General features: G+C 68.6%; 14 protein-coding genes and 1 pseudogene. 8 read left to right on the top strand and 7 right to left on the bottom strand.

Annotated features, from left to right (window positions below):
• Window positions 1–364: 364 nt before the first annotated feature.
• The gene (locus tag AC1RRV_RS07160) at window positions 365–1,123 is read right to left on the bottom strand and encodes a DUF1223 domain-containing protein (protein WP_492858901.1); all 759 of its coding nucleotides are present in this window, start codon (window positions 1,121–1,123) and stop codon (window positions 365–367) included.
• A 167-nt stretch (window positions 1,124–1,290) separates the two neighbouring features.
• Complete coding sequence (acnA, locus tag AC1RRV_RS07155) at window positions 1,291–3,978, bottom strand: aconitate hydratase AcnA (protein ID WP_492858900.1); 2,688 nt, start codon at window positions 3,976–3,978, stop codon at window positions 1,291–1,293.
• 183 nt (window positions 3,979–4,161) lie between these two features.
• Between acnA and ccmA the strand changes: the two genes are divergently transcribed.
• Window positions 4,162–4,788: a heme ABC exporter ATP-binding protein CcmA gene (ccmA, locus tag AC1RRV_RS07150; protein ID WP_492858899.1), complete on the top strand. Its 627-nt coding sequence runs from the start codon at window positions 4,162–4,164 to the stop codon at window positions 4,786–4,788.
• The gene (gene ccmB / locus AC1RRV_RS07145) at window positions 4,785–5,450 is read left to right on the top strand and encodes a heme exporter protein CcmB (RefSeq protein ID WP_492858898.1); all 666 of its coding nucleotides are present in this window, start codon (window positions 4,785–4,787) and stop codon (window positions 5,448–5,450) included. The genes ccmA and ccmB overlap by 4 nt, the downstream gene beginning before the upstream one ends.
• Before the next feature lie 4 nt (window positions 5,451–5,454).
• Here the strand turns inward: ccmB and AC1RRV_RS07140 are convergent.
• Both AC1RRV_RS07140 and AC1RRV_RS07135 read right to left on the bottom strand, forming a co-directional pair.
• Window positions 5,455–5,572: pseudogene (locus AC1RRV_RS07140) on the bottom strand (hypothetical protein).
• An 18-nt stretch (window positions 5,573–5,590) separates the two neighbouring features.
• The gene (locus AC1RRV_RS07135; RefSeq protein ID WP_492858897.1) at window positions 5,591–6,484 is read right to left on the bottom strand and encodes a DMT family transporter; all 894 of its coding nucleotides are present in this window, start codon (window positions 6,482–6,484) and stop codon (window positions 5,591–5,593) included.
• Between the two features lie 264 nt (window positions 6,485–6,748).
• On the opposite strand from AC1RRV_RS07135, the gene AC1RRV_RS07130 reads away from it, so the two are divergent.
• The 5 genes from AC1RRV_RS07130 to AC1RRV_RS07110 all read left to right on the top strand — a co-directional run bounded on the left by AC1RRV_RS07130 (window position 6,749) and on the right by AC1RRV_RS07110 (window position 9,319).
• Window positions 6,749–7,405: a Spy/CpxP family protein refolding chaperone gene (locus AC1RRV_RS07130; protein ID WP_492858896.1), complete on the top strand. Its 657-nt coding sequence runs from the start codon at window positions 6,749–6,751 to the stop codon at window positions 7,403–7,405.
• Between the two features lie 107 nt (window positions 7,406–7,512).
• Window positions 7,513–8,256, top strand: coding sequence for a heme ABC transporter permease CcmC (gene ccmC, locus AC1RRV_RS07125; protein ID WP_492858895.1), 744 nt, complete (start codon window positions 7,513–7,515; stop codon window positions 8,254–8,256).
• Window positions 8,253–8,420, top strand: a complete 168-nt coding sequence (ccmD, locus tag AC1RRV_RS07120; RefSeq protein ID WP_492858894.1) for a heme exporter protein CcmD — start codon at window positions 8,253–8,255, stop codon at window positions 8,418–8,420. Before ccmC ends, ccmD begins: the two co-directional genes overlap by 4 nt.
• Window positions 8,417–8,941: a DsbE family thiol:disulfide interchange protein gene (locus tag AC1RRV_RS07115; RefSeq protein WP_492858893.1), complete on the top strand. Its 525-nt coding sequence runs from the start codon at window positions 8,417–8,419 to the stop codon at window positions 8,939–8,941. The genes ccmD and AC1RRV_RS07115 overlap by 4 nt, the downstream gene beginning before the upstream one ends.
• Window positions 8,942–9,043: 102 nt before the next feature.
• Window positions 9,044–9,319: a hypothetical protein gene (locus AC1RRV_RS07110; RefSeq protein ID WP_492858892.1), complete on the top strand. Its 276-nt coding sequence runs from the start codon at window positions 9,044–9,046 to the stop codon at window positions 9,317–9,319.
• A 187-nt stretch (window positions 9,320–9,506) separates the two neighbouring features.
• Here the strand turns inward: AC1RRV_RS07110 and AC1RRV_RS07105 are convergent, their stop codons facing one another.
• The 3 genes from AC1RRV_RS07105 to ftsY all read right to left on the bottom strand — a co-directional run bounded on the left by AC1RRV_RS07105 (window position 9,507) and on the right by ftsY (window position 11,736).
• Complete coding sequence (locus tag AC1RRV_RS07105) at window positions 9,507–10,067, bottom strand: MarR family winged helix-turn-helix transcriptional regulator (protein ID WP_492858891.1); 561 nt, start codon at window positions 10,065–10,067, stop codon at window positions 9,507–9,509.
• 112 nt (window positions 10,068–10,179) lie between these two features.
• The gene (locus AC1RRV_RS07100; protein WP_492858890.1) at window positions 10,180–10,791 is read right to left on the bottom strand and encodes a septation protein IspZ; all 612 of its coding nucleotides are present in this window, start codon (window positions 10,789–10,791) and stop codon (window positions 10,180–10,182) included.
• A gap of 3 nt (window positions 10,792–10,794) precedes the next feature.
• Window positions 10,795–11,736: a signal recognition particle-docking protein FtsY gene (gene ftsY, locus AC1RRV_RS07095; protein ID WP_492858889.1), complete on the bottom strand. Its 942-nt coding sequence runs from the start codon at window positions 11,734–11,736 to the stop codon at window positions 10,795–10,797.
• 91 nt (window positions 11,737–11,827) lie between these two features.
• Here ftsY and AC1RRV_RS07090 point away from each other — a divergent pair, with 91 nt between their 5' ends.
• Window positions 11,828–12,520: a trimeric intracellular cation channel family protein gene (locus tag AC1RRV_RS07090; RefSeq protein ID WP_492858888.1), complete on the top strand. Its 693-nt coding sequence runs from the start codon at window positions 11,828–11,830 to the stop codon at window positions 12,518–12,520.
• Window positions 12,521–12,536 lie beyond the last annotated feature (16 nt).

The raw sequence follows: 12,536 nt of genomic DNA, 5'->3' as shown, positions 1-12,536 counted from the left end.
CCAGGATCCTGAACAGCCCCCCCAGCCCCCCAGATCGCGGGCCGGTCAGTCGACAAACCCCCCAATATCCCCTCCCCCCAGAAACCCGCGCCGCCTTCCCAGCAGCGCGGGTTTTTGCGTTCGGGCGCGAGGATCGACCGCCTTATCCCCGCCATGTCGCGCCGCGAAAGGACCTTTGTTTGGTCCAGCCCTCGCCGGGTTGCGGTTCGATAAGGAAAGCGTCGACGAAGACCGGACCGGGATCCTGAACAGCCCCCCCAGCCCTACCGGTCATGAGACGGTCGTCGCCGACACGCCAAAGGAACCCGCGCGGCCCAGCCCCTCCCGCCGCGCGGGTTTTCTTTGGTCGGTGCTTTAGTCGGGATCAGCGCTCGGCGGCGGGGGCGTGCAGCACACCCAGAATGCGACCGCCCTTGGCGCCCTGCACCAGCACGACGGTCTCGAGCTCGCCATCGGTCGCGGCCGGCAGGCGGAACAGCTTGGGCCGACCCGCCCAGGGACCCAGCCGAACCAGCTCGCGCACCACATTGCGATGGACCAGGGTCTGGCCCTTGTTGTCGCCGCGCTTGACGGCGATGTCCTGCTCGCGCGGGTCGTAGCGCACCAGCCAGACCTCGCCGCCGCCGCGCGGGGCGGAGGCCGAGCCGACGGCCACCCGGGTCTTGCCGACGAACTGCATGTCCGGCGCATTGACCGGCGTGCGCGCGGCCGACTTCACCAGGTCCTCGACCGCCTCGGCCTTGGCGCCGGAGACCTGCACCTTGCCGCCGACCACCATCTGGGGCGTGGGCACGTCGCGCAGGGCGAACTTCTTGGCGTAGGCGCGCTGGCGCTCGGCGAAGACCGGCTTGGCGAAGGTGTCCTTCCAGCCGAGATAGTCCCAGTAGTCGACCGAATAGGTCAGGGCCAGGACGCCGTCGCGCTGGGCCAGGTCGGCCGCCAGCTGGGTGGCCTTGCCGCACGAGGAGCAGCCCTGGGCGGTGAACAGCTCGACCACCACGGGCGTCTTCGTCCTGGCGGCCACGGCCCTCTCGGGCTGCGCCTGGGCGGCGGCCCCCCACGACAGGGAAGCGACGACGCCGGACAGGGCCAGGCAGAGCAGGGAGAGGGCGGCCTTACGCATCGAGCGCACTTAATCCAAGAACGCCCGGGATAGCCGTTCACGAGGCCGTGAATAGCGGGGTCCCGGGGAAAGAAAAACGCGGAGACATCGTTGTCAAAGCCCCGCTCAACGAAAACGGCCGGCCCCGCGAAGGAGCCGGCCGTCGATTTCGAGGCTGAGCGCCGCGCCTAGTCGGCCTTGGCCAGGTTGCGCAGCACGTAGTTCAGCACGCCGCCGTTCTTGAAGTATTCGAGCTCGGTCGGCGTATCGATGCGGCAACGCACCGGGAAGCGGGCGATGCGGCCGTCGGTCGGGCGATAGAGCTCGACGATCAGCTGCTTGCGCGGCGCCAGGTCGGTGAGGCCACGGATCGAGACGATCTCCTCGCCGGTCAGCTCCAGCTTCTGCCAGCCGTCCTGAACGAACTGCAGCGGCAGCACGCCCATGCCGACCAGGTTCGAACGGTGAATGCGCTCGAAGCTTTCGCAGATCACCGCGCGGACGCCCAGGAGCTTGGTGCCCTTGGCGGCCCAGTCACGCGACGAGCCGGTGCCGTATTCCTTGCCGCCGAACACGACCGCCGGGCGGCCTTCGGCCTGGTACTTCATGGCCGCGTCGTAGATCGACATCACTTCGCCGGTCGGGAAGTGCTTGGTCACGCCGCCTTCGATGTCCGGCGTGATCTTGTTGCGGATGCGGATGTTGGCGAACGTGCCGCGCATCATCACCTGGTGGTTGCCGCGGCGGGCGCCGTAGCCGTTGAAGTCCACCGGCTGCACGCCGTTGTCGATCAGGTACTGGCCAGCCGGGCTGGTCGTCTTGATCGAACCGGCCGGGCTGATGTGGTCGGTGGTGATCGAGTCGCCGAACACGGCCAGGACGCGGGCTTCCACGATGTCGGTGACAGGCGAAGGCGTCATCGACATGTTCGGGAAGTACGGCGGGTTCTGGACGTAGGTCGAGTCCCCTTCCCAGGCGTAGGTCTGGCCGCCGGTCACCTTGATGCCCTGCCAGTTCTTGTCGCCCTTGAAGACGTCGCCGTAGCGGGTGGCGAACATCTTCTCGTTGATCGCCTTGCGTTGCAGAGCGGCGATGTCCTCGTTCGACGGCCAGATGTCGGCCAGGAACACGTCCTTGCCCTTCTTGTCCTGGCCGATCGGCTGGGTGGCCAGGTCGATCTTCATCGTGCCGGCCAGGGCGTAGGCCACCACCAGCGGCGGCGAGGCCAGGTAGTTGGCGCGGACGTCCGGGTTCACGCGGCCTTCGAAGTTGCGGTTGCCCGACAGCACCGAGCAGGCGACCAGGTCGTTGTCGCTGATCGTCTTGCTGATGGCTTCCGGCAGCGGGCCCGAATTGCCGATGCAGGTGGTGCAGCCGTAACCCACGAGGTTGAAGCCGAGGGCATCCAGGTGCTTGGTCAGGCCGGCCTTGGCCAGGTAGTCGGTGACCACCTGCGAGCCGGGGGCCAGCGAGGTCTTCACCCACGGCTTGACCTTCAGGCCCTTGGCGACCGCGTTCTTGGCGACGAGGCCGGCGGCGATCAGGACGCTGGGGTTGCTGGTATTGGTGCACGAGGTGATGGCGGCGATGACCACGTCGCCGTGGCCGACGTCGAAGTTCTCGCCTTCCACCGGGGCGCGCAGGTCAGGCTGCTCGGCCTTGCCGAACTCGCCCGTCAGCGACTCCTGGAACTTGTACGAAGCCTCGGCCAGCAGGACGCGGTCCTGCGGACGCTTCGGGCCGGCCAGCGACGGCTGGACGGTCGAGAGGTCCAGTTCCAGGCTGTCGGTGAAGGTCGGCTCGGGCACGCCCGGCTCCCACCACAGGCCTTGTTCCTTGGCGTAGGCTTCGACCAGGGCGACGCGATCGGCCGGACGGCCGGTGCCCTTGAGATAGGCCACGGTGGCGGCCGAGATCGGGAAGAAGCCGCAGGTGGCGCCGTATTCCGGCGCCATGTTGGCGATGGTCGCCTGGTCTTCCAGGGTCAGGTTGGCCAGGGCGTCGCCGTAGAATTCGACGAACTTGCCGACCACGCCCTTCTTGCGCAGCATCTGGGTGACGGTGAGCACCAGGTCGGTGGCTGTCGCGCCTTCCGGCATGGCGCCGGTCAGCTTGAAGCCGATGACTTCCGGGATAAGCATCGGGATCGGCTGGCCCAGCATCGCGGCCTCGGCCTCGATACCACCCACGCCCCAGCCCAGAACGGCCAGGCCGTTGACCATGGTCGTGTGGCTGTCGGTGCCGACAACGGTGTCGGGATAGGCGACGGTGTCGCCGTCGACGTCGTTGGTCCAGACGGTCTGGGCCAGGTATTCCAGGTTCACCTGGTGGCAGATGCCGGTGCCGGGGGGCACGACGCGGAAGTTGTTGAACGCCGACGAACCCCAGCGCAGGAAGCGGTAGCGCTCGATGTTGCGCTCGTACTCGCGCTTGACGTTGGAGTCATAGGCCTTGGCGTCGCCGAAGTTGTCGACCATCACCGAGTGGTCGATGACCAGGTCGACGGGGTTCAGCGGGTTGATCTTGGCCGGGTTGGCGCCCAGGGCGACCATGGCGTCGCGCATGGCGGCCAGATCGACGACGGCCGGAACGCCGGTGAAGTCCTGCATCAGCACGCGGGCCGGGCGGAAGCTGATCTCGTGCTCGACCGAGCCCTTGTTGTTCAGCCAGGCGGCGACGGCCTTCAGGTCGTCCTCGTTGACCGAGACGCCGTCCTCGTTGCGCAGCAGGTTTTCGAGGAGCACCTTCATCGAGACCGGCAGAGACGAAGTTCCGGCAAGACCGGCTTCCTCAGCGGCGCGAAGGCTGTAATAGACGTAAGACTTGCCGCCGACAGTGAGCTCGCGACGGGCTTTAAGGCTGTCCATAGACGCCATTCTCAAGGATCCTTCTCTGTCCACGGCCGCCCGAAAACCGCTCCCGGGATCACGCGCTAATCGGAAGGGACACACAGGTTCCGCCTCCGCGCCGCGTACCACCCAAAACGACTGGAGGGGGACGACCGCGCGCTTCTTAGCGCTGCCGCCGCCCAACGTCCATGTCGCGCGCGGGGTCTTGGCATGTTGAGAGCTGTTCTCATTAAGAATCTGGCGATTTCGCGCGGCGAACGCCTGCTGTTTTCGGGCCTGGACCTGACGCTTCGCGCCGGCGAGGCCGCCGCCCTTGTCGGCCGCAACGGCGCGGGCAAGACCAGCCTGCTGCGCGCGGTGGCCGGGCTGCTGCGCCCCGCCGAGGGCTCGGTGCTTTTCGAAGGCGAGGCCGGCCCGATCGAGGCCGAGACGGCGCGCGCCGAGCAGCTGCATCTGCTGGGCCACCAGGACGGGCTGAAATCCAGCCGCACCGCCTGGGAGGAGCTGCGCTTCCAGACCCTGTGGACTGGTGGAACCGAGGACAGCGCCCGAGCGGCGGCCAAGCGGTTCGACCTTAAGCGCCTGATGGACCTGGAGGTGCGCCGCCTGTCGGCGGGCCAGCGCCGACGCCTGGCCCTGGCCCGCCTGGCCGCCAGTCCCCGGTCGCTGTGGCTGCTGGACGAGCCGATGGCGCCGCTGGACGCGGCCCAGCGCGCGGCCTTCGGGATGGTGATGGCCGAGCACCTGGCGGCCGGCGGCATGATCCTGGCCTCGGTGCACGATCCGCTGCCAATCCCGGCGCGCGACGTGCCGATCGGGGCGGAGGTCGGCGCATGAAGGCGTTCGGCGTCCTGCTGCGGCGAGAACTGGCCCTGGCCTGGGGCCGGGGCGGTGGCCCGCTGCTCGCCCTGACCTTCTACGCCTGCGTCGTCGTGCTGCTGCCGATGGCCTCGGGCCGCGCGCCCGAACGCCTGGCCGCCATCGCGCCGGGGATCGCCTGGCTGGCCCTGGCCCTGGCGGCGCTGCTGTCCCTCGAGCGGCTTTTCGAGCGCGACTACGAGGACGGGACCCTGGACCTGCTGGCCCTGGGCCCCGCGCCGTTGGAGGCCGTGGCGGTCGCCAAGTGTCTGGCCCAGTGGCTGGCGACCGGCGCGCCCCTGGCCCTGGCCGCCCCGATCGCGGCCCTGATGCTGGGCGCCGAGCCCAAGGTCATGCCGCTGCTGGTGCTGTGTTGCCTGGCGGGCGGCCTGGCCTTCGCCTTCCTGGGCGGCCTCGGCGCGGCCCTGGCGCTGGGCAGCAAGCGTGGTGGCCTGTTGGTGGCCGTGATCGTCCTGCCGCTGTTCGCCCCGCCGGTGATCTTCGGAGCTGGGGCGCTGGACGGTTTCTCGGCCGGCCTTCCGTGGACGAGCGGACTGCTGTTGCTGCTGGCCTATTGCGTCGGGGCGGTGGCCCTCTCGCCCCTGGCCATGGGCGCGGCGTGTCGGAACGCGCTGGATTGAAAGTTCAAAAAACCTCGTCATCCCGGACGGCCGAAGGCCGAGCCGGGACCCAGGGGCAGTCCCACTGCCGTGGCCCCTGGGTCCCGGCTCTCCGCTTCGCTGCGGCCGGGATGACGAGAAATTTTGTGACGTAGAGATCCCTAAGGCGTCGGCGCGACCGTCGCCTGAATCTCCCCCGACTTTGCCCCCCGCTCGCCCAGCACCACCGCGAAGCTGCCGCCGATGATCATCAGGCCGCCGGCGAAAAGCGCCGTGGTCAGGTGATCGCCGAACAGCAGCACCCCGCAGGCCGCGCCGATCAGCGGCTCGATATTGATGAACACCCCGGCGCTGGCGGCTCCAACCTTCGAGGCGCCGTACTGCCAGGCGGCGGTGGCCAGCAAGGTCGCCAGCACGCCTTGGGCGACGACCGCGATCCAGACGGGCGCGCTGAGATCCAGCTTTGGCGCGCCGTGCATGACGAAGGCGATCGGCAGGATGGTGAAGGCCGCCACGATGATCGTCACGGCCGGAATGGCCATGGGATTCGGGGCGGGCGGCGCCTTTCGCAGGGTCAGCAGCCAGGCCAGGAACAGGAACAGCGCGCCGATCGACAGGGCCACGCCCAGCGGCGAGCTCGCGCCGTCCGGCTTGCCGGCGATCAGGGCCGCGCCCAGGGTCGCCGCCGCCACGCCAACCCACGACAGCCGTGAAACCTTCTCGCCGAGCAGCTTGGCGCTGATCGCGATCAGGGCCGGCATGGCGCCGACCAGCAGGGCCGCGACGGTCACGCTGACATGGGCCAGGCCCTCGAACTGGACCATGAAGGCCACGCCGTACAGGACCCCGGCCAGCAGCACGATCGGCGAACGGAACAGCGCCCGCACCTCCGGCCGGCGCAGGGCGAACGGCGCGGCGGCGATGGCGGCCACGACGAAGCGCAGCAACACCATGTGGGCCGCGTCCGTCTCGGCCAGGATCATCTTGCCGGTGGGAAAGCCCAGGCCCCAGCAGATCCCCGCGAGAGCCAGGGCGACGAAAGCGAGCGACTTCATGCGGACTCCATCCCCAGGCGAAAGGGGCCGAAAGCAGGGACGGCCGGGCGTGTCGCACGGCGGACCGCGCGTCGTCTAAAGGAGGTGTGTCCCGGAACTGGCAGCTGACATAGCGCCCGCAAGCGGGAGCGCAAGACGAAGGCGTCAGGCGGCGCGTCTTCGGGGTCCGCCAAACATGTAACATTGTTCATGAACTCGGACATTTTCGCGCCATATCCGCGTGGCCAAGCTCCAGCTTCAAATTACGACAGGGAGCTCACAACCATGCGTAAAACGCTTACCCGCCTGGCGCTCGCGGGCGTCGCCGTCACCGCCCTGGCCGGCGTCGCCGTCGCCCAGATCCCGCCGCCCCCTCCGGCGCCGCCCGCCCCGCCGATGGCCCCCATGCCACCGATGCCGCCGATGCCTCCCATGGAAGCGCTGATGGCCATGGGCCCCGGCATGGACATGGCGTTCATGCATCACGGCCGCGCGGCCGATCCGGAGAAGCGCGCCCAGCGCCTGCGCGACGTGCTGCAGCTGCGCCCCGACCAGGACGGCGCCCTGAAGGCCTATATCGACGCGACCGCGCCCAAGATCGTCACGATCAAGAAGGAAGAGGTCGTCAAGGACGCCAAGGAAAAGGGCGACAAGAAGGACGGCGACAAGAGGGAGTGGGCCGAGCCCAAGCCGCTGACCACCCTCGAGCGCCTGGACCACATGACCAAGGCCGCCGACGCCATGAAGGCGCGGGCCGAGGCCACGCGGGCCTTCTATACCGCGCTGAGCCCCAGCCAGCAGAAGACCTTCGACATCCTCGGCATGGGCGAAGGCCATGGCGGCGGCGGCGACCACGTCTTCATCCGCCGCTTCGACACCAAGGGCCCGCAAGTCTTCAAGGACGGCGAGCGCAAGGTCATCATCCAGCGCAAGGTCGGCTGACCCCGGCCCGCGTTCGGGGGAGCGGCGCGCCTGCACGCGCCGCTCCTTCCCGCTTCCGTAGATATACGGCCATTGCCCGCGCCTCGTCCGCGCTCTAAGCAGCCGAGATGGACGCGCGTCACACGTTCGACTTCCTGACCAATCCCGAGCGGTTCATGGCCTTCTCGCGGTGGGCCGCGCCGTTGCTGGGCGCCCTGTCCGCCGTCGCCGGCCTGATCGGCCTGGTCCTGACCTTCCTGGTCCCCGAGGACTATCAGCAGGGCGACACGGTGCGGATGATGTTCATCCACATCCCGGCCGCCTCGATCTCGATCTTCATCTACCTCTGCCTGGGCGTCGCCAGCCTGCTGGCCCTGGTGTTCCGCCAGGCCCTGGCCGATCTCGCCGCCCAGGCCTGCGCGCCGCTGGGCGCGGTCTATACCGTCCTGGCCCTGATCACCGGCTCGCTGTGGGGCAAGCCCATGTGGGGGACCTGGTGGGTCTGGGACGCGCGCCTGACCTCCGTGCTGGTCCTGCTGCTGTTCTATCTCGGCTACATCGCCCTGCGCGGCGCGCTGGAGGACGAGCAGAAGGCGGCCCGCGCCGCGGCGATCCTGGCCCTGGTCGGCCTGATTAACCTGCCGATCGTCAAGTTCTCGGTCGACTGGTGGAACACCCTGCACCAGGGCTCCTCGACCTTCATGGCCGACAAGGGCGACGGCCTGCCCGCGATCTACGCCTGGCCGGCGGTGCTGATGGGCCTGGCCTATCTGGGCGCGTTCGGCGCCCTGTGGCTGGTCCGCATCCGCGCCCTGGTCTGGCGGCGCAAGGCCCGGAGCCTGGCCATGAAACTGGCGGAGGGCGCACGATGAGCTTCGACTTCGACGCCGGCAAGTACGCCGTCTATCTGTGGCCGGCCTTCGCCATCTCGGCGCTCGCCTTCGCCTGGATGATCGGCGACAGCCTGCTCACCGCCCGCCGCTGGCGGCGCGAGGCCAAGCGCCTGCAGGCCGAACTCGACGAGACCACAAAGTGAAGCGCTGGCTGGCCTTTTCGCCGCTGATCGCCCTGATCGCCCTGGCTGTGCTGTTCGCCGGCTACGCCCTGAAGCGCGACCCGCACGTCCAGCCCCACGCCCTGGTCGGCAAGCCCGCGCCGGCGCTGTCGCTGCCCGAGCTGGACAGCGGCCGCCCGGCCTCGATCCGCCCAAGTGGACAACATGCCGGCGACGGTCCGATCCTGGTCAACTTCTTCGCCTCCTGGTGCGCGCCCTGCGAGGTCGAGCACCCGCAGCTGATGGCGCTGAAGGCCCAGGGTGTGAAGGTGGTCGGCGTCGCCTACAAGGACGCCCCGGCCAACACCCAGGCCTTCCTGACCCGCCTGGGCGACCCGTTCGCCGAGCGCCTGGTCGATCGCGACGGCCGCGCGGGGCTGGAGTTCGGCGTCACCGGCGTGCCGGAGACCTATCTGGTGGGCTCGGATGGCGTGATCCTGGCCAAGCACACCGGCCCGCTGACGCCCGACGCGGCCGAAGAGTTGCTGAAGCAGGCGAAATAGCCCTCTCGCCACAGGGTGCGCTCACTCGTCGCGGAGCAATCGCGTTAACCCCGCGTTGACCATACTCGCCGAACTTCCGTTAACCATGTTAGACTTCGAGTCATGAGCAACGTCCGTCCGGCCGGTTGGCCGTCCGTCCCCGCCAAGACCACCTCGACCCCCGCGACGGGTCAGGGCGCTCAAACGCGCGCGGCCTTCTTCCAGGCGGCCCTGACGGACGCCGCGCCTACCCGACCGGCCGCCGCGCCCTCGACGGTGCAGATGCAGACCATGGCCCAGCCGCAACAGCGCCCGGCCCCGCAGAAGCCTTTCGTGCAGCCCGACGCCCAGCCGCAGAAGATCCTGCGCCCGGGTTCGTTGCTGAACATCGTGGTCTGAGCTCGGACTGAGCCCAACAAATCCCGCCTTCCTAGGCCTTGTGCCTAGGACCCAGCGTGACGCTCGCATTGAGATGTTGGGTGCGTGCCCACGCTGGCGGCGCTAATCCCGAAGATCAGAACCTAGCTGAACCATGGGTCCTCGCCACAAGGGCGAGGAAGGCGATGGTATGTGAAGCGGTAAAAGATCAAGCCGCCTTCTTCGCGGCCTTGTCCTTCTTGGGCTTCTTCTCTTTCTTCGCCTTCTCGGCCTTCGGGACCTTGACCTTCTTGGTCTTGGGCTCGCCTTCGGCCGGATGCAGCTCGGCGCCGGCCATGTCGGCGAGCAGATCCAAGAACCCTTCGCGCTTGCTGGGCTTCAGCAGGGCCAGGATGCGGGCGTCGGCCATGCCGACCATCGGGCGGATGGCGTCCAGCGCCTCGCGGCCGGCGGTGGTCAGGCGGACGCTGTTGGCGCGGGCGTCCTCGCTCGACCTTTGACGTTCGAGATGGCCCTTGGTGATCATTCGGGCGACCATGTCGGCCAGGGTCGAGCGGTCGATGCCGGTGGCGCGGACCAGGGCCGTCTGGGTGACGCCCTCGTTCTCGGCCACGGCGGCCAGCACGGCGAACTGGCGCTGGGTCACCCCGGCCTCGCCGCACTCTTCCGCGTAGATGTCGAGCGCCAGTTGCAGGACCCGGTGCAACAGATGGCTGGGCGAACGCTCCAGCAAACCCTCAACCGCCTTGTCGCCCTTGCTCTTGGCCATGCCTGCAGCCCCCTGTCCGCGCGGCCTTTCTCGGCCGACGGACGAAGGCTAGCACCCGAACGCGTCGGTTTGACGACAACGGTCCGTGGACGGCTGAAAGTCGAGCGTGTGGCTAGAAGCCGGCGTCCGGCGGTTCGACGGCCGTCGGCTCGTCGCCCTTGGCCATGTGCTTCATCATGAAGGGCACCTGGGTCGCCACGAACAGCAGGGCCAGGGGTAGCAGGCCCAGGCGGAACTTGACCCAGGTGTCGGTGCCCTGGGTGTTGCGGACGATCTCGTTCAGCACCGCGACCACCGTGAAATAGCCGCCATAGCGCAGGGTCAGGGTCCGCCACGCCGCGTCGGACATGTGCAGGGCCTCGCCCATGATCAGCTTCAGCGGCTGGCGATTGGTGAAGACCCCGCCAAACAGGAAGGCGGCCAGGGCCAGGTTGATCACCGAGACCTTGATCTTCACGAACACGTCGTTGTGGAAGATCAGGCCCAGGGTCCCGAACAGCAGGGCCATGCCGCCGAAGAACAGCGGCAGCAGGGCCACGCGGCGCTCGACGGCGTAGCCGATGGCCAGGGCGGCGGCCGAGGCCGCGACCAGCACCCAGGTCGCCTTCTGGAAGTCCCGAGTGATGAAATAGGCCGCGCCGAACGCCAGGGCCGCGCCGTAGTCGACGACTGTCCGCACCCAGCCGTTGTTCTTCTTCTTGGTCTCGGCCGGCGCTTCGCTCACGGATCAGTCCTTCAGGCCGACGAGGGAGCGCGAGAAGGCGCGAGCGTCGAACGGTTGCAGGTCTTCCACGCCTTCGCCGACGCCGATCAGCTTGATCGGGCTGTCGGAGGCGCGCGCCACCGGCACCAGCACCCCGCCGCGCGCGGTGCCGTCCAGCTTGGTCATGACAATCCCGGAGACGCCGACCTGGTTGCCGAAGATCTTCTCCTGGGCCAGGGCGTTGCGGCCGACCGTGGCGTCGAGGACCAGCAGGGTCTCGTGCGGATAGTCGGGATCGACCTTTTTCACGACCCGGATGACCTTGAGCAGCTCGTCCATCAGCCCCTGCTTGTTCTGCAGGCGGCCGGCGGTGTCGATCAGCACGACGTCGTAGTGCTCGGCCTTGGCGCGCTCGACGGCCTCATAGGCCAGGGCGGCGGCGTCCGAGCCGGTCGGCTTGGCCATGAAGTCGGCCCCGGCGCGATCGGCCCAGACCTTCAGCTGCTCGACGGCGGCGGCGCGGAAGGTGTCGCCGGCGGCGATCAGGACGCGGGCGCCCTTTTCGGTCAGGTCGGCGGCGATCTTGCCCAGGGTGGTGGTCTTGCCCGAGCCATTGACGCCGATGAACAGCACGACATAGGGGCGCGGGCCGGCCAGCGGGTCGAAGCTGCCCTGGCGATCAGCCAGCTCGGCGGCGATCAGGTCGGCCAGGGCCTCCTTGACCTCGTCGTCGGTCGACGACTTACCGAAGCGCGACTTGCCGAAGGCCTCGGTGATACGGGCGGCGATCTGCGGACCGAGGTCGGCCTCGATCAGCATCTCCTCCAGCGCGTCCAGCTGCTCCTGGTCCAGGGGCTTCTTGGTGAAGACCCCGGTGACCTGCTCGGTCATCTGCTGGGAGGACCGGGTCAGGCCCGACGTCAGGCGCTGGAACCAGCCTTTTTTCTGCTCGGGCTTATCGCTCATCAGCGCCCCTTTAGTCGAAAGGGCGAAAGTGTAAATCGGGATTTAACGGTCGATGGTTAGCGCCGGTCGGCGACCCATGCCAATAAGGGGCATGGACGTGCAGCTTGACCCGCTCGGAACGGCGCTTTTCTGGCTCGACTACGCCGCTGCGGCCGTTTTCGGGGCAACGGGCGCCCTCGCGGCTGCTCGTCGCAAGCACGACATCATCACCTTCGGATTCTTCGCCGCCATCACCGGGGTGGGGGGCGGCACCCTCCGTGACCTGCTGATCGGGGCCCCGGTCTTCTGGGTCCAGCGGCCCGGCTACATCCTGGCCTGCCTCGCCGCCGCCACCGTGGTCTGGCTTCTGGGCAAGCGCGGCTGGCGGTTCCGGGCCCTGCTGTGGCTCGACGCCCTGGGCATGGCCGCCTACGCCGTGGTCGGCACGGCCAAGGCGCTCAGCCTGGGGGTCCATCCGTTCAGCGCCGTGGTCATGGGCGTCCTGACCACCGCCTTCGGCGGCGTGATCCGCGACGTGCTGGCCGAGGAGCCCAACCTGCTGCTGCGGCGAGAGATCTACATCACCGCGGCCTTGCTGGGCGCGGCGGTGTTCGCGGTGCTGCAGTTGCTGGGCGCGCCGTTCTGGCCGGCGGGCATAGCGGGCTTTGTCGCGGCGTTCGGGCTGCGGGCGTGCGCCCTGAAGTTCGGGTGGTCGCTGCCAGGGTTTGCCGGAGAGGATGACTCTCCCTCTCCCCTTGCGGGAGAGGGTGGCCCGCGCAGCGAGTCGGGTGAGGGGTCGCGCTAGCCGATAGACCTATCGA

The organism is Caulobacter sp. GW821-FHT11E10 (genome assembly GCF_058808375.1).
The sequence above is the reverse complement of the archived record's forward strand: the minus strand, read 5'-3'. Positions and strand labels throughout refer to the sequence as shown.

What these genes read in the sequence shown, in the direction of transcription:
- AC1RRV_RS07160 (WP_492858901.1), bottom strand. Translation starts at nt 1,123, where the DNA reads ATGCGTAAGGCCGCCCTCTCCCTGCTCTGCCTGGCCCTGTCCGGCGTC.
- acnA (WP_492858900.1), bottom strand. Translation starts at nt 3,978, where the DNA reads ATGGCGTCTATGGACAGCCTTAAAGCCCGTCGCGAGCTCACTGTCGGC.
- ccmA (WP_492858899.1), top strand. Translation starts at nt 4,162, where the DNA reads ATGTTGAGAGCTGTTCTCATTAAGAATCTGGCGATTTCGCGCGGCGAA.
- ccmB (WP_492858898.1), top strand. Translation starts at nt 4,785, where the DNA reads ATGAAGGCGTTCGGCGTCCTGCTGCGGCGAGAACTGGCCCTGGCCTGG.
- AC1RRV_RS07135 (WP_492858897.1), bottom strand. Translation starts at nt 6,484, where the DNA reads ATGAAGTCGCTCGCTTTCGTCGCCCTGGCTCTCGCGGGGATCTGCTGG.
- AC1RRV_RS07130 (WP_492858896.1), top strand. Translation starts at nt 6,749, where the DNA reads ATGCGTAAAACGCTTACCCGCCTGGCGCTCGCGGGCGTCGCCGTCACC.
- ccmC (WP_492858895.1), top strand. Translation starts at nt 7,513, where the DNA reads ATGGACGCGCGTCACACGTTCGACTTCCTGACCAATCCCGAGCGGTTC.
- ccmD (WP_492858894.1), top strand. Translation starts at nt 8,253, where the DNA reads ATGAGCTTCGACTTCGACGCCGGCAAGTACGCCGTCTATCTGTGGCCG.
- AC1RRV_RS07110 (WP_492858892.1), top strand. Translation starts at nt 9,044, where the DNA reads ATGAGCAACGTCCGTCCGGCCGGTTGGCCGTCCGTCCCCGCCAAGACC.
- AC1RRV_RS07105 (WP_492858891.1), bottom strand. Translation starts at nt 10,067, where the DNA reads ATGGCCAAGAGCAAGGGCGACAAGGCGGTTGAGGGTTTGCTGGAGCGT.
- ftsY (WP_492858889.1), bottom strand. Translation starts at nt 11,736, where the DNA reads ATGAGCGATAAGCCCGAGCAGAAAAAAGGCTGGTTCCAGCGCCTGACG.
- AC1RRV_RS07090 (WP_492858888.1), top strand. Translation starts at nt 11,828, where the DNA reads ATGGACGTGCAGCTTGACCCGCTCGGAACGGCGCTTTTCTGGCTCGAC.